Origin of the sequence: Noviherbaspirillum sp. UKPF54, from assembly GCF_007874125.1 — a bacterium.
Classification (GTDB): domain Bacteria; phylum Pseudomonadota; class Gammaproteobacteria; order Burkholderiales; family Burkholderiaceae_D; genus Noviherbaspirillum.
Window position 1 is genome coordinate 1226433 of record NZ_CP040128.1, and the last position, 17685, is coordinate 1244117.

Annotated in this window: 19 protein-coding genes; 16 read left to right on the top strand and 3 right to left on the bottom strand. The window is 57.3% G+C overall.

Annotated elements, in window-relative coordinates; translation table 11 throughout:
* Positions 1-39: 39 nt before the first annotated feature.
* Positions 40-2886, bottom strand: coding sequence for an Rne/Rng family ribonuclease (locus FAY22_RS05745; protein WP_146329324.1), 2847 nt, complete (start codon positions 2884-2886; stop codon positions 40-42).
* A 547-nt stretch (positions 2887-3433) separates the two neighbouring features.
* On the opposite strand from FAY22_RS05745, the gene rluC reads away from it, so the two are divergent.
* The 4 genes from rluC to FAY22_RS05765 are packed head-to-tail and all read left to right on the top strand — an operon-like array spanning position 3434 to position 6577.
* Entirely contained in the window at positions 3434-4453 is a 1020-nt protein-coding gene (gene rluC / locus FAY22_RS05750) for a 23S rRNA pseudouridine(955/2504/2580) synthase RluC (protein WP_146333277.1), read from the top strand.
* Positions 4454-4504: 51 nt separating this feature from the next.
* Entirely contained in the window at positions 4505-5164 is a 660-nt protein-coding gene (locus FAY22_RS05755) for an HAD-IA family hydrolase (protein WP_146329325.1), read from the top strand.
* 7 nt (positions 5165-5171) lie between these two features.
* Positions 5172-5543, top strand: a complete 372-nt coding sequence (locus FAY22_RS05760; protein ID WP_146329326.1) for a Rieske 2Fe-2S domain-containing protein — start codon at positions 5172-5174, stop codon at positions 5541-5543.
* 32 nt (positions 5544-5575) lie between these two features.
* Positions 5576-6577 carry a S49 family peptidase gene (locus FAY22_RS05765; RefSeq protein WP_146329327.1) on the top strand — a complete coding sequence of 334 codons (1002 nt, stop codon included), beginning with the start codon at positions 5576-5578 and terminating at the stop codon, positions 6575-6577.
* Positions 6578-6846: 269 nt separating this feature from the next.
* On the opposite strand, the gene FAY22_RS05770 is transcribed toward FAY22_RS05765, so the two are convergent.
* Together FAY22_RS05770 and FAY22_RS05775 are read right to left on the bottom strand one after the other, a co-directional pair.
* Positions 6847-7599 (bottom strand): SAM-dependent methyltransferase, encoded by a 753-nt coding sequence (locus FAY22_RS05770; RefSeq protein WP_146329328.1) that lies wholly within the window; start codon positions 7597-7599, stop codon positions 6847-6849.
* Positions 7600-7625: 26 nt separating this feature from the next.
* Positions 7626-8240, bottom strand: coding sequence for a Maf-like protein (locus FAY22_RS05775; protein WP_146329329.1), 615 nt, complete (start codon positions 8238-8240; stop codon positions 7626-7628).
* 104 nt (positions 8241-8344) lie between these two features.
* Between FAY22_RS05775 and FAY22_RS05780 the strand changes: the two genes are divergently transcribed.
* From FAY22_RS05780 to FAY22_RS05835, 12 genes are all read left to right on the top strand, one after another.
* A complete protein-coding gene (locus FAY22_RS05780) occupies positions 8345-8842 on the top strand; it encodes a DUF177 domain-containing protein (protein WP_210411901.1) in 498 nt (165 codons plus the stop codon).
* Positions 8843-8915: 73 nt separating this feature from the next.
* Entirely contained in the window at positions 8916-9098 is a 183-nt protein-coding gene (gene rpmF, locus FAY22_RS05785) for a 50S ribosomal protein L32 (RefSeq protein ID WP_146329331.1), read from the top strand.
* A gap of 148 nt (positions 9099-9246) precedes the next feature.
* A complete protein-coding gene (plsX, locus tag FAY22_RS05790) occupies positions 9247-10338 on the top strand; it encodes a phosphate acyltransferase PlsX (protein ID WP_146329332.1) in 1092 nt (363 codons plus the stop codon).
* Positions 10335-11321, top strand: a complete 987-nt coding sequence (locus tag FAY22_RS05795) for a beta-ketoacyl-ACP synthase III (protein ID WP_146329333.1) — start codon at positions 10335-10337, stop codon at positions 11319-11321. Before plsX ends, FAY22_RS05795 begins: the two co-directional genes overlap by 4 nt.
* A gap of 16 nt (positions 11322-11337) precedes the next feature.
* Positions 11338-12270: an ACP S-malonyltransferase gene (gene fabD, locus FAY22_RS05800; RefSeq protein ID WP_146329334.1), complete on the top strand. Its 933-nt coding sequence runs from the start codon at positions 11338-11340 to the stop codon at positions 12268-12270.
* Positions 12267-13013 carry a 3-oxoacyl-ACP reductase FabG gene (gene fabG / locus FAY22_RS05805; RefSeq protein WP_146329335.1) on the top strand — a complete coding sequence of 249 codons (747 nt, stop codon included), beginning with the start codon at positions 12267-12269 and terminating at the stop codon, positions 13011-13013. The genes fabD and fabG overlap by 4 nt, the downstream gene beginning before the upstream one ends.
* A gap of 123 nt (positions 13014-13136) precedes the next feature.
* The gene (acpP, locus tag FAY22_RS05810) at positions 13137-13376 is read left to right on the top strand and encodes an acyl carrier protein (protein WP_040041346.1); all 240 of its coding nucleotides are present in this window, start codon (positions 13137-13139) and stop codon (positions 13374-13376) included.
* Between the two features lie 32 nt (positions 13377-13408).
* Complete coding sequence (gene fabF / locus FAY22_RS05815; protein WP_146329336.1) at positions 13409-14656, top strand: beta-ketoacyl-ACP synthase II; 1248 nt, start codon at positions 13409-13411, stop codon at positions 14654-14656.
* A gap of 63 nt (positions 14657-14719) precedes the next feature.
* Positions 14720-15214 (top strand): protein YgfX, encoded by a 495-nt coding sequence (locus FAY22_RS05820; RefSeq protein WP_146329337.1) that lies wholly within the window; start codon positions 14720-14722, stop codon positions 15212-15214.
* A 100-nt stretch (positions 15215-15314) separates the two neighbouring features.
* Positions 15315-15917 (top strand): RNA polymerase sigma factor RpoE, encoded by a 603-nt coding sequence (gene rpoE, locus FAY22_RS05825; protein WP_040041344.1) that lies wholly within the window; start codon positions 15315-15317, stop codon positions 15915-15917.
* 70 nt (positions 15918-15987) lie between these two features.
* Complete coding sequence (locus FAY22_RS05830; protein WP_246860673.1) at positions 15988-16632, top strand: sigma-E factor negative regulatory protein; 645 nt, start codon at positions 15988-15990, stop codon at positions 16630-16632.
* Positions 16633-16637: 5 nt separating this feature from the next.
* The gene (locus FAY22_RS05835) at positions 16638-17669 is read left to right on the top strand and encodes a MucB/RseB C-terminal domain-containing protein (RefSeq protein WP_146329338.1); all 1032 of its coding nucleotides are present in this window, start codon (positions 16638-16640) and stop codon (positions 17667-17669) included.
* Positions 17670-17685: the final 16 nt, after the last annotated feature.

Consider the following 17685-nt stretch of genomic DNA (forward strand, 5'->3'; position numbering starts at 1 on the left):
GTTGCCCCGAAATGCCTTGCAGCATTCCGGGATCCGATGTCAACGACGGGTTTCGACCTGGATCAGCGGCTCGGTCGACAGCGGCGGCAACGGCTTGCGTTCGCGCGGCACGCGCGGCGCCGGAACGATCTTCGCTGCTGCTTCCTGCGCTGCGCGCAGCTTCTCCGGGTCGGTGACCGCCAGCGTCAGGCCGGCCTCGGCCAGCATTCCGCGCAGATGGTCCAGCGGCATCGCGGCCGCGGCCGGCTCGGGCTGACGCTCGGCCACGGGCGCGGCCGACGTCGGCACCGGCTGCGGCTCGACTGCTACCGCAACAGGAACCGCAACCGGTTCGGCCGGAACGGCGGCTGCCGGCATGGCAGTTTCCTGTTCGGCGACGACGGCTTCCTTGGCGGGCGTTTCGACGGCTGCGACCTCGGCAGGCGCCGGGGCCGGCTCGATTGCTACGGCAAGCGCCGGCGCCGGGGCTGCAGGCTCGGCGGCTACGGGTGCCGCCGCAGGCGCTGCTTCGGCGATTTCTGCCTGTGCCTGACCTTGTGCCGCGTTCGCTTCATCCGCAGGCGCTTCATCGGCGGCTTCCAGCTCGCCGCCAGCCTCGATTGCCTCGCCGTTTTCACGGTCGCGGCGATTGCGGTTGCGGCCGCCGCGACGACGGCGACGGCGGCGCTCTTCACCCTGTTCGCCGGTACCGTCTTCGGCTGCCGGGATGCCCTCGGGCGCTTCGACGTCGGAAACTGCGGTCAGCGTGGCTGGCGCAACGGGGGCGATCGGTTCGGCTGCGACATTCAGTAGCTCCTCCGCAGGCGCTTCCTTGCGTTCTTCCCGCTGGCGCGGCTGGCGCTCCGCGCGCTCGCGGCGCGGTTCGCCGCCTTCGCGCGCTTCACGTTGTTCGCGCGGCTCACGTTGCTCCCGAGGTTCGCGCGGCTCGCGTTGCTCGCGCGGTGGTCGCGGCGGACGCTGCGCCGTTTCCGCAGCAGGCACTGCTGCCGTCTTCACATTTTCCTGGCGGCCTTCGCTACGGGGCGTTTCGCGTTCATCGCCGCGTTCCCGACCGCCGCGGCCACGGCCGCGATTGCGATTACGGCCATTACGGTCGCCGCGGTCGCTGCGGGCTTGTGCCGGTTTCTCTTCCACCACAGGTGCCGGAGCCGGTGCCGGTGCGACCGGCTTGCGGCGGAAGAAGCCGAACATGCGGCTGAAGAACCCTTCTTCCGCCGGCTGCACCACGGGGGCGGGTGCGGGTGCCGGTTCCACCGGCTTGCGTTCGACGATCGGTGCCGGCTGATCCGGGGTGATGCCCTTGACCACGGCTTCCTGGCGCGGGCGCGCTTCTTCCTTCTGGCGCTTGCCGTAGCTGATGTCGGTATCAGCCTCCTCGGCCATCGTATAGCTGGCCTGTGCTTCTTCCAGACGCGGATCGTCGTGCTTGATGCGCTCGAGCTTGTAATGCGGAGTCTCGAGATGCTTGTTGGGAATCAGGATGATCGTCACGCGATGGCGCGTTTCGATCTTCAGGATTTCGCCGCGCTTTTCGTTCAGCAGGAATGCGGCGACGTCGACCGGCGCCTGCACGTGGATGGCGGCGGAGTTTTCCTTCATTGCCTCTTCCTGGACGATGCGCAGGACTTGCAATGCGGACGATTCGGTATCGCGAATATGGCCGGTGCCGTTGCAACGCGGGCAGGTCACGTGGCTGCCTTCGGACAGCGATGGACGCAGACGCTGGCGCGACAGTTCCATCAGGCCGAAGCGGGAGATCTTGCCCATCTGGACGCGGGCGCGGTCGTAGCGCAGCGCGTCTTTCAGGCGGGTTTCGACTTCGCGCTGGTTCTTCGCGTTCTCCATGTCGATGAAGTCGATCACGATCAGGCCGCCCAAGTCGCGCAGGCGCAACTGGCGCGCGACTTCGTCGGCAGCTTCGAGGTTCGTGTGGAGCGCGGTTGTTTCGATATCGCTGCCGCGCGTGGCGCGGGCCGAGTTGACGTCGATCGAAACGAGGGCTTCGGTATGGTCGATCACGATGGCGCCGCCGGAAGGCAGAGGCACCGTGCGGGAATAGGCGGTTTCGATCTGGTGTTCGATCTGAAAGCGCGAGAACAGCGGCACGTCATCGCGGTAGCGCTTGACCCGGTGCACCATGTCGGGCATCACATGGGTCATGAATTGCTGCGCCTGTTCGTAGATGTCGTCGGTGTCGATCAGGATCTCGCCGATATCAGGCTGGAAGTAGTCGCGGATCGCGCGGATCACCAGCGACGATTCCTGGTAAATCAGGAAGGCACCCGGTGCGGACGTGCTGGCGCCTTCGATCGCGCGCCACAATTGCATCAGGTAGTTCAGGTCCCACTGCAGTTCCTCGACGCTGCGGCCGATACCGGCGGTGCGGGCAATGACCGACATGCCGTTCGGCAGATCGAGCTTGTCCATCGTTTCGCGCAGTTCCTGCCGATCTTCGCCTTCCACCCGGCGCGACACGCCACCACCGCGCGGATTGTTCGGCATCAGGACCAGGTAGCGGCCCGCCAGCGAAATGAAGGAGGTCAGCGCCGCGCCCTTGTTGCCGCGCTCTTCCTTTTCGACCTGGACCATGATTTCCTGGCCTTCGCGCAGGGCATCCTTGATCGATGCATTGCGCACGTCGATGCCTTCCTTGAAGTAGCTGCGCGCGACTTCCTTGAACGGCAGGAAGCCGTGGCGCTCTTCGCCGTAATTGACGAAGCAGGCTTCCAGCGACGGCTCGATGCGGGTGATCACACCTTTGTAGATATTGGACTTGCGCTGCTCGCGTCCGCTTGTCTCGATGTCGATGTCGATGAGTTTTTGCCCATCGACAATGGCTACGCGCAACTCTTCCTGCTGCGTAGCGTTAAACAACATACGTTTCATTTTTTACTCCGTGGCCTTTAAGGCCAGCTTTTTTAAAGTACAGGGATGTACGCGAGGTCGGAGTGCTTGAGGAGGGAACTGCCTTAGCGTGCGGCGAGCGCGAAATGCGCAACAGCCGCAACGGGGCGCGGATGGGGTTGAGTCGGATGCCGACGGCGTGCTTCATCCTCGCCGCGCATCTCGACCGGTTCACGGACCGGGACGGGCGCAGCGACTGGCAAAGAGCAGCTTATTTGAGCCAAACGAAACATCGGGTTCAACGAAATCGGCAAACAGGAGCCAACCACATCAACCAGCAAGCATCCTTCAAAAGGAAGTGCTTGCCGGACGTATCCTTACAATTCAAGCAATCTTGTCCAACATCCATGCGCGCTATCCGATCGCAACTGCGGTGCAACCCTGATTCGCGCGTGGATGATGCATACACGTCTTTCCATCGATTTTGCAATCTGGCGAGGCGGGTGGAGACGCCCCTGTGTAGAATGTGCTTTTTATTCTTACACGCGCATCGGATTTGTAACCGATGCGAAACAATTATATATTCAAAATGAAGGACTTAGCGAGATTTTCTGAGGGGCGAAGCGAATCGGGTCCAGGTAACCAATCCTCACAAGTCTTGCCGCAAGTTCGACTGGTTACCATTTCCGACGAAGAAGCCGGGCAGCGTATCGATAATTTTCTTTTACGCATTTGTAAAGGCGTGCCCAAAAGCCATATTTATCGTGTCTTGCGCTCGGGCGAGGTCAGGGTCAACAAGGGACGTGTCGACCAGACGTACCGCCTTGCGGTTGGAGATGTAGTCCGTGTGCCGCCGGTAAGGATTGCTGAAAAGGCAGCCCAGGTGGTGCCGGGTGCCGAGTTCAGTATATTGCTCGAAGACCCGCACCTACTGGTCATCGATAAACCGGCCGGCGTTGCGGTGCATGGCGGATCGGGCGTGAGCTACGGCGTGATCGAACAATTGCGCGCCGCCCGGCCCGAGGCGAAATTCCTGGAGCTGGTGCATCGCCTCGATCGCGAGACGTCAGGTATCCTGTTGCTGGCAAAAAAGCGTTCCGCGCTAACCAATCTGCATGAGCAGATCCGGGAAGGCCGGCTCGACAAGCGATATCTCGCCTTGGTGCATGGCGATTGGCAAAATTCCCGGCAGCATGTAAAACTGCCATTATTCAAATACACGACACCGGAAGGTGAACGCCGCGTGCGTGTACAGTCTGACGGGATGCCGTCGCATACCGTCTTCAACCTGATCAGGCGCTATGGTGAATTTGCTTTGCTGGAAGCTGAACTGAAAACCGGACGCACTCACCAGATCCGGGTGCACCTGGCGTCATCGGGGTTCCCGATCGCCGGCGACGACAAATATGGCGACTTCGGCCTGAACAAGGCATTGCAGAAGGCGGATGGATCGCGGGTCGCGCTCAAGCGCATGTTCCTGCATGCGTATCAGATTACCTTCCTGCACCCGGAAACCGGTAATCCGGTAACGCTCAAGGCGGCGCTGCCGCCGGAATGCGAGAAATTCCTACTCAGCCTGGGTAAATCCATGGCGCAGGCTGTGTCTTAGTAATTTCGCAACAATTTCGATGAATTTGCAGCAATTGCTGATTGACTATATATGGCAAGAAGGAAGTTTGATTTAATCGTGTTCGACTGGGACGGCACTTTGATGGACAGCACGGCCGCCATCGTCGCCTGTATCCAGGCCGCCGCCAAGGATCTCGGACTACCGGTGCCGGACAAGAAGGCAGCGTCGTACGTCATCGGATTGGGCTTGCACGACGCGATGGAGGCGGTTTTGCCCGGACTTGACCCGAAACATTACCCGCACATGGTGGAGCGATACCGTTACCACTATTTGTCCAGGGATCACGACCTGGCGCTGTTTGACGGGGTGCGGGAAATGCTGGCTGACCTGGCGCAGCAGGGGTACTTTCTGGCGGTGGCGACCGGGAAAAGCCGTGTCGGGCTCAACCGTGCGCTCGATGTGGCCGATCTGCTTTCGGTATTCGATGCCACGCGCTGCGCCGATGAAACCTTTTCTAAACCTCATCCTGCCATGCTGCAGGAATTGACGCGCGAACTGGGCCAGGATCTCGGGCGCACCCTGATGATCGGCGATACTACGCACGACTTGCAAATGGCGATCAATGCCGGCGCGTCTAGCGTGGCCGTGCGTTACGGCGCCCATTCCGCAGCCGAACTGCAGGCCTTGAATCCGCTGTATGCGGCCGGGACGGTTGGCGAGTTGCATGCCTGGCTGAACGAAAATGCATGATTGCCATATGGATGACATCGCCATTCCCATCTGTGCCTCCGGCGACTTGATCGAAGGGGGCAGGGGCGTGCGCTTTCCCGTCACTGCGGGAGGCGAGGATAGTACCGGGTTTGTGGTCCGGTATGACAACGCGGTGTACGGATACCTGAATCGGTGTGCGCACGTGCCGATCGAACTCGACTGGAATGAAGGGGATTTTTTCGAGTCGAGCGGGCTGTATCTGATGTGCTCAACGCATGGGGCACTCTACATCCCGGAAACCGGGCGCTGCGCGGGTGGCCCCTGCCGTGGCGGGCGCTTGCGGCCGATCGCGGTGTTTGAAAAAGATAACCAGGTATTCTGGAGGCCGGATGACTATATCAAGCCGGCAAGAGCATAAAGGCTGAAATCCACACATTCGAGTATTGCACAATGATTGATAATAATTCTGAAGAAAATCGTCCTGTTCCGCCGTCCGCGAACGACCCGGCAAGGAAAGAGGGCTGGGAGCGCGAGGTCTTGGAGAAACTGGTATTCGCCACGCTCAATGAGCAGCGCGCACGCCGCCGCTGGAATGTCTTTTTTCGATTTGTGACGCTTGGTGTCATTGTCGTCGGGCTGTGGATGGCCTTCGTCCTGAGCAACCAGGAAGAGGAAATCGTCGGGCTGCATACTGCCCTCATCGAAATCGATGGCACGATCGAAACGGGCACCTCGGGAGCTGCCGACGCCGTTATTCCGGCGCTGAACCGCGCATTTTCGGAAGATAACTCGGTCGGCGTCATCTTGCGCATCAACAGTCCGGGCGGCAGCCCGGTCCAGGCGGGAATCATCAACGATGAAATGCTCCGCCTGCGCAAGGAGTACCCGCGCAAGCCCTTGTATGTGGTGGTCGACGAGGTTTGCGCTTCTGGCGGTTACTACATCGCGGCGGGTGCCGACAAGATTTTTGTCAACAAGGCGAGCATTGTCGGCTCTATCGGGGTGCTGATGGATGGCTTTGGATTCACCGGACTCATGGATAAGGTCGGCGTCGAGCGCCGCCTCATGACGGCGGGCGAAAACAAGGGATTCCTGGACCCGTTCAGTCCGCAAACCGCCAAGCAAAAGAACTACGCGCAAGACATGCTCAATACCGTGCACCAGCAATTCATCAACGTGGTGCGCCAAGGACGGGGCAAGCGCCTGAAGGAAACTCCTGAAACTTTTTCCGGATTGTTTTGGATTGGCTCACAGGCAGTCGACATGGGTTTGGCGGATGGTTTCGGTACGGTGGATACCGTCGCGCGGGATGTCCTCAAGGCGGAAGACGTCGTCGACTACACGCAGCGCGAAGGCTTGTCCGAGCGGCTCCTGAAGAAATTTGGCGGCGCCGTCGGCAGTGCCGCGATGGGCGCATTCTGGAGTCATTCTGCCAAGCCGACTTTCCGGTAAGAGGACGTTTTCCTGCCGGGGCGGTGTGACTGGAGGCTGGAATGCCTTTTCCGGCCTTGAAACTTTCATCTCGCGATTTATACTGATTTTGTCTGGTTTCGGTTTTGATCCTTGTTACGCATAAGAATATGCAAAAGGAAAGACTTGCGGGCCGGACGATCATTGCCGCGTCTTGGGCGCGGGATTGAGAAGCCTCGGACTTCTCGGATAGCCCATCTGGGCATGCAAAACGGCGGCGCAATACCGCCGTTTTGCTCGTTTGTGTATTGCTATTCGGCCAATAGCAGGAATACGGTCGGCCTCTTATGAAAATCAGGTGTCTTGCCTGCTGCTAAATCCTGTTTCCACTTGCCTGCCGCCTGTGTCGTGATGATCTCTGTCGACAAGCTCAAGTCGGTTGCTGTGCATACCAATGTGCCTGGCTTGCAGTTCGTGATCAGCGCCTCCAGCAAGGTCGCATTGCGATAAGGGGTTTCGATGAACAGTTGGGTCTGTCGTTCCTGTCTTGACCGATCTTCAAGCGCCTTGATTCGCTTGGCCCGTTGCGCGGCGTCTGTCGGAAGATAGCCGTTGAATGCGAAGCTCTGGCCGTTCAAGCCGCTGGCCATGACTGCCAGCAGCAGCGACGAGGGCCCGACCAGAGGTCTGACCTGGATTCCCTGCTGGTGCGCCAGGCGAACCAGATTGGCGCCCGGGTCGGCGACGGCCGGAACGCCGGCCTCCGAAATCAGGCCGCCATCCAGTCCTGCCTTGATCGGAGCGAGCAGCGTGGGTAATTGAGGTGCGGGTGTATTGACGTTCAATTCGTCGATGCGTATTTCCTGCAATGGCTTCGCCAGCGGGTGCTGTGCCGCGATCAGTTTCAGAAAGGCGCGCGTCGTTTTTGCGTTCTCGGCAATGAAATAGTCGAGCCGTGCAGTAATGGCCTGCACTTCGGTCGGGATGACGTGAGCAAGTGGATCGATCCCCAAGGAGGTTGTCGATCCGAGTGTGTTGGGGATGAGGTACAGGATGCCGGGCATAGTCCGCTTTTAGGAGGGGATGGTTGTTATGCGGAGAAAAACGGCACACCGGTACGACGCAGCATCGTGCATAGCGCAATCAGCGGCAGTCCGGTGAGCGCTGTCGGATCGGTGCTTTCTATTCTTTCGACGATCGCGATTCCGAGTCCTTCGTTTTTTGCGCTGCCAGCGCAATCGTAAGGCCGCTCGATACGCAGGTAGGATTCCAGTTCTTCATCGGGCAGGTCGCGAAACATGACAAAGGTCTGCACATTTTCCAGTTGCGCTGCTTGCGTGGAATCCGGGTTGCGCCCGTCGTATACGCATAGCGCGGTGTGAAAAACCACGCGCTTGCCGCGCATCTTCCGCAGCTGCATTAGCGCGTTCGCATGTGATCCGGGTTTGCCAATCTGTTCGCCATCCAGGGTTGCAACCTGGTCCGAGCCGATCACGATTGCCTCCGGCGCCTGCATCAGGACTGCGCGAGATTTCTCATATGCAAGGCGCATCGCGGTCTGTTCCGGTGTTTCTCTCGGGTAGGGCGTTTCGTCAATGTTCGGCACCAACACTTCAAATGGTAGGTGCAGGCGGCTCAGCAGTTCCTTCCGGTATTTGGAGCTGGACGCCAGAATCAGGCGGGGAAAAGCGGATGGCGATGGCATGGATGGACTATTTTTAATGGCTGCTTGTTGAGTGCGGCCTAAGGCTTTGACGGATAAGGGAAAAGCCTGTTATTATCGCAGGTTTTCCGGGTTCGGCTTCTGGTATGAATGCTTTTGTAATCGATGCGTTCGAATTTTGCCGGCTCAACGAGAGCCGCGCAGGCGAGATTGCGGTGGTTGATTTGCCGCGGCTTGCGGAGGAGTCGGTTGACAAGTCCGGTGCTGTGCGCTGGGCTCTGCAAGGCGGGAGTGATCGGCGTGGCCATCCGCAGTTGACGCTTTCCATCTCGGGAAGTGTGCGGTTAATGTGTCAGCGCTGTCTGACGCCGTTTGCGTTCGATATCGAATCCGCGTCGGTGGTCGTTCTGGCGCAGGATGAGGCTGGTGCGGACGAGATCGAGGCGGTGCTGGAGGATGAGCCGGTGGACGTCGTTGTCGGTAGTCGGTCGTTTAATATTGCCGAGTTGATCGAGGATGAGGCGCTGCTCGCCATTCCGCTGTCGCCCAAGCATGAAATTTGTCCGGATCAGGTGGTGCCCGAGGCTCCGAAAGATGCGGAGAAAGTCTCTCCGTTTGCAGTGCTGAAGAATTTAAAGAAGTAAAGAGTTCCTGGTTTGCAAGAGGTCGGCAGGCCGGATATGTTAAAATTTCGAATCTTAAGGTTTAGGAGTCATCATGGCCGTTCAACAAAATAAGAAGTCCCCGTCCAAGCGCGGTATGCACCGCTCGCACGATCACCTGAGCACGCCGCCGCTGGCCGTGGAGCCGACCACCGGTGAGACGCACATGCGTCACCACATCAGCCCGAACGGCTATTATCGCGGCCGCAAGGTCCTCAAGACCAAAAACGACGAATAATCGTCAGTCATTGTCCTTAAGCTAAAAGCGGCGCGGAAGTTTGACTTGGCGCCGTTTTTTCATATGCTGGAAAAGCGCATCGCGTCATTTTGAATCGCACCGGATCTGGCCCGCTAAAGCACCTTGGGCGAGGTACTGAGTCAAAACAATGACAATCAAAATTTCTATTGACTGCATGGGCGGTGATCACGGCCCGTCGGTCACTATTCCTGCAGCCGTCTCCTTCGCCAAGCACGAACCTGACGCCGAACTGATTTTGGTCGGCCTTGAGGATGTCATTCGGGCCGAGTTGAAAAAGCATCACGCGGCCGATCACCCTCGGTTATCCATCATCAATGCGACCGAGGTGGTCACGATGGACGACCCGCTCGAAGTCGCCTTGCGCCGCAAGAAGGACTCGTCGATGCGGGTGGCGATCAGCCTGGTCAAGGAGGGGCGTGCGCATGTCTGTGTTTCGGCCGGCAACACCGGTGCGTTAATGGCCGTGTCGCGCTATGTGCTGAAGACGATCCCGGGCGTTGACCGCCCCGCGATCTGTTTCCCCATGCCGAATCAAAAGGATTCGCCGACCTACATGCTCGACCTCGGGGCAAACGTGGACTGCGAACCCCATCATCTGCATCAATTCGCGTTGATGGCGACGGCACTGGTTGCGGCTCTGGAGGGCAAGGCGAAACCGACGGTGGGTTTGCTTAACATCGGCGAGGAAGATATCAAGGGCAATGAGGTCGTCAAGCAAACGGCGCCATTGCTGCGTGCCGATCACGAAAAAGGCCTCCTCAACTTCTACGGCAATGTCGAGGGTAATGACATCTTCGAGGGTACTACCGATATCGTCGTCTGCGACGGTTTTGTCGGCAACGTGGTGCTGAAGGCTTCGGAAGGCTTGGGGCGGTTCGTCAAGAAGACGCTGACCTCGGAATTCAAGCGCAATCCGCTCAATATGCTGGGTGCAATCTTCGCATTCGGCGCGCTACGGTCGTTTTCTCACCGCATGAACCCGTCCCGCTATAACGGCGCCAGCCTGCTCGGCTTGCGTGGGCTCGTTTTCAAGAGCCATGGCGGCGAGAGTGCATACGGCTATGAATGGGCGATCAAGCGCGCCTATGACGCCGCCAAGCACGATGTCATTTCGCGCATTTCAAAAACGATTGCGGATTTGATGCCGCAATCCGGCGCGCCTTGCGCACCCGAAAATCCAACTGCGCTGTCTGATTTAGCAAAGCAGAAAACGGCATGACTCGCTATAGCAAAATTGTAGGTACAGGGAGCTTTCTCCCGCCCAGGCGTGTGACCAATCAGGAACTGGCGGCGCAGCTAGCGGAAAAGGGGATCGAGACTTCCGACGAATGGATTGTTTCGCGCAGCGGTATTTCGGCACGACATTACGCCGAACCGACCATGCAGTCGAGCGACCTCGCTGTGGAGGCCGCCAAGCGTGCGCTTGATATGGCTGGACTGACGCCGAACGATATCGATTTGGTCATCGTTGCGACGTCCACGCCCGATCATTTGGGTGGATTTCCAAGTACTGCATGCGTCGTGCAGCGCAAGCTAGGCATCGGCAACGGTTCCGCTGCGTTCGATGTCCAGGCGGTTTGCAGCGGCTTCGTGTATGCGATGTCGATTGCAGACAGCTTCATCAGGGCTGGTGCACACAAAAACGTGCTGATCGTTGGCGCCGAAGTGTTTTCGCGCATCCTGAATTTTGAGGATCGCACTACCTGCGTACTGTTCGGCGACGGAGCTGGCGCGATTGTCCTTAGCGCCTCCGACCAGCCCGGCATCCTTGCGACCAAGCTGCATGCCGATGGCAGTCACGGCGAGATCCTCTGCGTCCCGGGCAGTATCAACGGCGGCGCAGTCGATGGCAGCGCCTTCTTGTATATGGATGGGCAGGCTGTTTTCAAGCTTGCCGTCTCCGTGCTGGAAAAAGTAGCGAAAGAAGCACTGGACATCGCCGATATGAGCGCGTCGCAAATCGACTGGCTCGTGCCGCATCAGGCAAATATCCGGATCATGCAAGGTACGGCGAAAAAGCTCGGCCTGCCGTTGGAAAAAATGATCGTTACTGTCGATCAGCATGGTAATACCTCGGCGGCATCGATTCCGCTGGCGCTGGACGTCGCAGTGCGCGATGGCCGTATCAAGCCGGGCCAAAACGTCATGATGGAAGGCGTCGGCGGAGGATTTACCTGGGGCGCGGCGCTCGTACGCATGTAATTTTTTCGAAATAACCATGACCAAATTCGCATTTGTTTTTCCTGGCCAAGGCTCGCAAGCTATCGGCATGTTGAACGGTTTTGCAGACAATGCAGCCGTCAGGCAGACCGTGGTCGAGGCATCTGAAGCATTGGATTTCGATCTCGGCAAGCTCATTGCCGAAGGTCCGAAAGAAGAGCTCGACCTGACCACGAACACGCAGCCGGTCATGTTGACCGCCGCAGTTGCCTTTTACCGTGCCTGGCTGGCTGCCGGCGGCGGTGTACCTGCCGTCGTTGCCGGCCATAGCCTGGGTGAATACTCGGCGCTGGTAGCCGCTGGTGTTATCGCCTTCAAGGATGCCGTACCGCTGGTGCGTTTCCGCGCCCAGGCCATGCAGGAGGCGGTGCCGGTGGGGCAGGGCGGTATGGCTGCAATCCTCGGTCTGTCCGACGACGAGGTGCGTGCAGCCTGTGCGGAGGCTGCGCAAGGAGAAGTTGTCGAAGCCGTGAATTTCAATGCGCCGGCGCAAGTAGTTATTGCAGGGCATAAGGCAGCGGTTGAGCGTGCATGCAGTGCTGCCAAGGAAAAAGGCGCAAAGCGCGCGCTACCGCTTCCGGTATCGGCCCCATTCCATTCTTCCCTGCTGAAACCGGCTTCGGATCGCCTGCGTGAATATATGGCCAAGTTGACGTTTGCGGCGCCCCAAATTCCATTGATTAACAACGTTGATGTTGCCATTGCGCAGGATGTCAATAACATCAAGGATGCCTTGGTGCGTCAGGCGGCGAGTCCTGTGCGCTGGGTTGAAACGGTGCAAAAAATGGCGGCCGACGGAGTTACGCATGTAGTCGAATGCGGCCCTGGAAAAGTCTTGGCAGGGCTAACCAAGCGAATTAATGGTGAACTGGCTGGCGAAGCAATTACCGACCAGGCGTCGCTGGATAAAGTAATGGAGTTGCTCAAGTGAATCTGAATAATCAAGTCGCGCTGGTTACCGGTGCATCTCGGGGTATCGGTCGCGCAATTGCACAAGAGCTTGCGAGGCAAGGCGCCAAGGTCGTTGGTACCGCAACGTCCGAATCCGGGGCGGCGGCGATTACCGAATATCTGTCGGCAGTAGTGTCGGATTGCGGCAAGGGCGTCGTGCTGAATGTGACCGATGCGGAGCGTTGCGGCGAGGTGGTCGAGCAGGTGCAGAAGGAGTTCGGTGGATTGTCGATCCTGGTGAATAATGCTGGTATCACGCAAGACCAGCTTGCCATGCGCATGAAAGAGGAAGAGTGGGATGCCGTGATCGCCACTAATTTGACGGCGGTTGCGCGGCTTTCGCGCGCGGTCTTGCGCGGCATGATGAAGGCCAAGCACGGACGTATCATTAATATCACGTCGGTAGTCGGCTCGGCCGGCAATCCGGGGCAAATGAATTATGCCGCCGCTAAGGCCGGAGTGGCTGGCATGAGTCGCGCGCTGGCGCGCGAAATCGGCAGCCGCAACATTACCGTCAATTGCGTCGCGCCGGGGTTCATCGATACCGACATGACGCGGGAGTTGGGCGAGCAGCAGACATCAGCGTTGATGCAACAGATTCCGCTCGGCCGTTTCGGTCAGCCGGAAGATATCGCTGCTGCGGTCGCTTTCCTTGCCTCGCCTCAAGCGGGGTACATCACTGGCACCACATTGCATGTCAATGGCGGCATGTACATGAGTTAGATATTACTTAGGCGCTTTTGGCTGAAGTTCAAACAACATTGAAAACAGAAGCCAAAAGTGAATTTTCATTGCGCAAACCTGATAAAATGCGCGCACTTTCTGCAATCCACTGGAGGGATAAATATGTCCGATATCGAACAACGCGTTAAGAAAATCGTCGCTGAGCAACTGGGTGTAGCTGAAGCCGACATCAAGAACGAGTCCTCGTTCGTCGACGATCTTGGCGCTGATTCGCTTGACACCGTTGAGCTGGTAATGGCCCTCGAAGACGAATTCGAGATGGAGATCCCGGACGAGCAGGCCGAGAAGATCACCACTGTGCAGCAGGCGATCGACTACGCCAAGGCGCACGTCAAGGCCTAATAGAGTTTTTGGATTGAGTCTAGGAGAACCGCTTGAGCCGCTCACGTGAACGTCGCGTCGTAGTGACTGGTCTCGGATGCGTTTCCCCCGTTGGCAATACCGTTGCCGATTCGTGGGGCGCGCTGATCGAAGGCAAATCCGGCATTGCGACCATCACCAAATTTGACGCCACGCCTTTCTCCACGCATTTTGCGGGTGAGGTAAAGGGCTTCAATATCGAGGATTACATTCCCGGTAAAGAGGCGCGCCATATGGACACCTTCATCCACTACGGCATGGCTGCGGGGATCCAGGCAGTCCAAGACAGTGGTCTGGCGATAACTGATGAAAATGCCGATAGAATCGGCGTCATCATCGGCTCCGGCATCGGCGGCCTGCCGATGATCGAAGAAACTCATGCAGAGCTGACCAATCGTGGTCCGCGCCGCATCAGTCCTTTCTTCGTTCCGGCGTCGATCATCAATATGATCTCCGGTCACCTGTCAATCAAATACGGCCTGAAGGGGCCGAATCTGGCGCTAGTCACCGCGTGCACCACCGGCTTGCATTGCATCGGTGCGGCAGCTCGCATGATTGAGTACGGCGATGCCGACGTCATGGTGGCAGGCGGCGCGGAATCGACCGTTTCGCCGCTGGGCTTGGGGGGCTTTGCCGCAGCGCGCGCGCTGTCGGCACGTAATGACGATCCCGCAACCGCATCCCGTCCGTGGGATAAGGATCGTGATGGCTTTGTGCTGGGCGAAGGCGCGGGCGTCATGGTGCTCGAAGAATACGAGCACGCGAAAGCACGTGGCGCGAAGATTTATGCTGAAGTACTTGGATTTGGCATGAGCGCAGATGCTTACCATATGACCGCCCCGCGGGAAGATGGTGACGGTGCCCGCCGCTGCATGATCGCGGCGATGAATAATGCGCAGATCAATGCGGATCAGGTCGACTACGTCAACGCACATGGCACGTCCACGCCGCTTGGCGATATTGCCGAAACGGTTGCGATCAAGCGAGCCCTGGGCGAACGGGCCAAGAGTGTGGTGGTGAACTCCACCAAATCGATGACTGGCCATTTGCTGGGCGGTGCAGGCGGTTTGGAGTCGGTATTTACCGTATTGGCAGTGCATAACCAAGTATCTCCGCCCACCATCAACATCTTCAATCAAGATCCGGCATGCGATCTCGATTACTGCGCAAACACGGCGCGCAATATGCCTATCAATATCGCGGTTAAGAATTCGTTCGGTTTTGGCGGTACGAACGGCACTCTCATCTTCGGTAAGGTGTAATCCCTCTCGTGTCCCTCTCCAATCGGAGGGGGCGCGATCGAGTCAACGCTCCTCTTCTTTATCATGTCTATCGCGGTGTCCGCCATAGTACGCCCGTCACGGATTCTCTTCGCGATGGTCGGTGCTATGTGCGCGATCGTCGCTGCCATCGGCATTGCCATCGTTTTTGACACGATTGGAAGCCTCACCCTGTTGTCACGTACGTTGTTCGGCGCCACCATCATTTTCCTCTCAGTTTTTGGGTTTTATCATGGTGTCCGGTATCGAAAAATCTTACATATTGATATCTCCAGTGCAGGGCAGTTTCGCCTCGCTGAAGTTGATTCTGCAAGCCCTTGTGCGGCCACAAATTGGCCGCATGTAGGAAGCCATGAAGCGGTGGTGGCTTTGTTGAAGGATTCAACTATTTGGCCATTCATGCTGTTGCTTCGCTTGCAGGCCGAAAGCGGGAAAATAACGACCGTACCGATTTTGCCCGATAGCGTTTCGCGGGACAGCTTTCGGGCGCTGTCCGTGGCGTGTCGTTGGGTGGCCGCACGTAGTGAGTTTCAGGAATAAAAGATCCTGGAATATGTTGAAGATAAATTGAACTTATTGCATTTCTCTCAGTCAACTGCATAAGCCGCGTACATGTTGCAATGAAACAAGGGAACGGGGATTGACGACAGAACGCGATATTGACCAACTGCTTGTCGAGCGCGTGCAGCGCGGCGATAAAAAGGCGTTCGAGCTGTTGGTGACCAAGTATCAGAGGAAACTGATGCGGCTCGTGTCGCGGCTTGTGCGCGACCAGGCGGAGGCGGAGGACGTGGTGCAGGAAGCGTTTATCAAGGCTTACCGCGCATTGCCTCAGTTCCGTGGCGACTCGGCGTTTTATACCTGGTTGTACCGGATTGGAATTAATACTGCGAAGAACTACTTGGTGACGCAGGGGCGCCGTGCACCTACATCGACCGAAGCGGATGCCGAGGAGGCTGAGACGTTTGATGACGGCGAACACCTCAGGGATATCAATACGCCCGAATCGATGCTCGCCACCAAGCAAATCGCCGAAACGGTAAATGTGGCTATGGACGCACTGCCTGACGAGTTGCGCATTGCAATTACATTGCGTGAAATTGAAGGGTTGAGCTACGATGAAATTGCGGAGGCGATGGGATGTCCAATAGGTACTGTGCGCAGTCGGATATTTCGTGCACGTGAGGCGATCGCGGAAAAGTTAAGGCCGTTGCTCGGAACCGCAATCGACAAGCGCTGGTAGTGGTTGGGGCTGAAAAAAGTAGGGCATTAGGGTAAAAAAACAGGGATTGGCGCAGCCTGAACGAGGTTTTATGAAAATGAATGAAATGACAGGGGAACGGATTTCTGCATTTGCCGATGCCGAGTACAACGATTCGCAGGTGGATCTCGTGTTGGCGACGCTACGTCACCCTGAAGGAAAGGCTGCATGGGACATCTACCACCAGATCGGAGATGTGTTGCGTTCGGACGACATGGCGGTTTCGCTAAGCCCTGGATTTGCAGCGCGCATGGCTGCGCGCCTTGATGCAGAACCTACCATCATCGCCCCAATGGACGGCCAAAAGCAGCATGCAGATGACATTGATGTCGCGCAGGTGGCAGCGAAGGCTCGCACTGCCAGACGATGGGCAATACCGGGCGCCATTGCTGCTGCCGCAGCAGCCGCGGCAGCATTTTTCGTTACGCCACAGATGATGCTGGCATTAAACGGAAAGACCACTGAAGCAGGTCCGTCATCTGCCGTCGCGTCAGCGGGTTTCTCTGGGAAGACTGCAGTTCTTCCCGCCGACATGGAGCAGGGGGGCGTTATTACAGCGTCCGCACCAGACGGTGTCGTATTGCGCGATTCGCGTATCGATGACTATCTGTTGGCCCATCAACGTTTTTCACCCTCGGTGTTCAGCACCGCTCAATACGCACGTTCGGCGACATTTGCAAACGATTCCAATAAATGATTCATATGCGGCAAACATTCGGTTTATTTAAGTTTGTCGTTGCCTTTTCGCTTCTCTTTGCATGTTCGGCAAACGCCGAAAATGCTGAACCTCAATCCGAAAAGCGGGAAGCCTTAACCTGGCTGAAGAAGATCCAGTCCGCAGCGCAAAAACTTAATTATTCCGGCACCTTTGTGTATCAGCAGGCAAACCAGATGCGAACATCACGCATCACTCATGTGCTTGATGGGAAAAACGAGCTTGAAAAGCTCGAAATACTTGATGGTAAGCCACGGGAGTACATTCGTAATAACGAAGAAGTAATTTGCTACGTACCGGAAGCAAAAACCTTGCTGGTCGAAAAGCGTATAACGCATGACATATTTCCTGCCATTCTGGCGATCAATCCTTCCGATGTCACAGAGTTCTATAACGTCAGGAAAGAGGTTGCGGGACGCGTCGCCGGCAGGGATTGTCAGTCGATTCTGCTGGAACCAAACGATAACCTTCGTTACGGTTACCGTCTATGGGCAGATAAATCGACCGGATTGTTGTTGCGGGCCCAGACACTCAACGAAAAACATGAGGTTGTTGAGCAGATTGCATTTACAGAAGTTTCGATTGGCAACGTTGATCGCACTCGAGTCAGGTCGAATTATCCAAACACCAATGGCTGGCATGTAGAGAATGCCATCATGACTCAGGTAAATCTTTCTGGTTGGACTGTGAAGTCGTTACCGCCAGGATTCCGTAAAATACGGGAGGTCAAGCGCATGGTGTCCGATGTATCCGCGTCGACGACTACCTCGGACGGGTCTCGCATGAGCGCGCAACCCAGCCAGCGTGAAGTGGCACAAATGGTGTTTTCGGATGGTCTTGCCGCAATTTCCGTATTCATCGAACCCGGGACGCAAAGCCGCACCGAAGGTTCGATGCAGCAGGGTGCCATGAATATTATCGGTAAGCGATACGGTGATTTTTGGCTTACCATCGTAGGAGAGGTTCCTTCCGCAGCGATCCGGCAAGTCGCCAATTCGATTGAATTCAAATCTAAATAGCTAAAACAAATAAGGA

What these genes read in the sequence shown, in the direction of transcription:
- FAY22_RS05745 (WP_146329324.1), bottom strand. Translation starts at nt 2,886, where the DNA reads ATGAAACGTATGTTGTTTAACGCTACGCAGCAGGAAGAGTTGCGCGTA.
- rluC (WP_146333277.1), top strand. Translation starts at nt 3,434, where the DNA reads ATGAAGGACTTAGCGAGATTTTCTGAGGGGCGAAGCGAATCGGGTCCA.
- FAY22_RS05755 (WP_146329325.1), top strand. Translation starts at nt 4,505, where the DNA reads ATGGCAAGAAGGAAGTTTGATTTAATCGTGTTCGACTGGGACGGCACT.
- FAY22_RS05760 (WP_146329326.1), top strand. Translation starts at nt 5,172, where the DNA reads ATGGATGACATCGCCATTCCCATCTGTGCCTCCGGCGACTTGATCGAA.
- FAY22_RS05765 (WP_146329327.1), top strand. Translation starts at nt 5,576, where the DNA reads ATGATTGATAATAATTCTGAAGAAAATCGTCCTGTTCCGCCGTCCGCG.
- FAY22_RS05770 (WP_146329328.1), bottom strand. Translation starts at nt 7,599, where the DNA reads ATGCCCGGCATCCTGTACCTCATCCCCAACACACTCGGATCGACAACC.
- FAY22_RS05775 (WP_146329329.1), bottom strand. Translation starts at nt 8,240, where the DNA reads ATGCCATCGCCATCCGCTTTTCCCCGCCTGATTCTGGCGTCCAGCTCC.
- FAY22_RS05780 (WP_210411901.1), top strand. Translation starts at nt 8,345, where the DNA reads ATGAATGCTTTTGTAATCGATGCGTTCGAATTTTGCCGGCTCAACGAG.
- rpmF (WP_146329331.1), top strand. Translation starts at nt 8,916, where the DNA reads ATGGCCGTTCAACAAAATAAGAAGTCCCCGTCCAAGCGCGGTATGCAC.
- plsX (WP_146329332.1), top strand. Translation starts at nt 9,247, where the DNA reads ATGACAATCAAAATTTCTATTGACTGCATGGGCGGTGATCACGGCCCG.
- FAY22_RS05795 (WP_146329333.1), top strand. Translation starts at nt 10,335, where the DNA reads ATGACTCGCTATAGCAAAATTGTAGGTACAGGGAGCTTTCTCCCGCCC.
- fabD (WP_146329334.1), top strand. Translation starts at nt 11,338, where the DNA reads ATGACCAAATTCGCATTTGTTTTTCCTGGCCAAGGCTCGCAAGCTATC.
- acpP (WP_040041346.1), top strand. Translation starts at nt 13,137, where the DNA reads ATGTCCGATATCGAACAACGCGTTAAGAAAATCGTCGCTGAGCAACTG.
- FAY22_RS05820 (WP_146329337.1), top strand. Translation starts at nt 14,720, where the DNA reads ATGTCTATCGCGGTGTCCGCCATAGTACGCCCGTCACGGATTCTCTTC.
- FAY22_RS05830 (WP_246860673.1), top strand. Translation starts at nt 15,988, where the DNA reads ATGAAAATGAATGAAATGACAGGGGAACGGATTTCTGCATTTGCCGAT.
- FAY22_RS05835 (WP_146329338.1), top strand. Translation starts at nt 16,638, where the DNA reads ATGCGGCAAACATTCGGTTTATTTAAGTTTGTCGTTGCCTTTTCGCTT.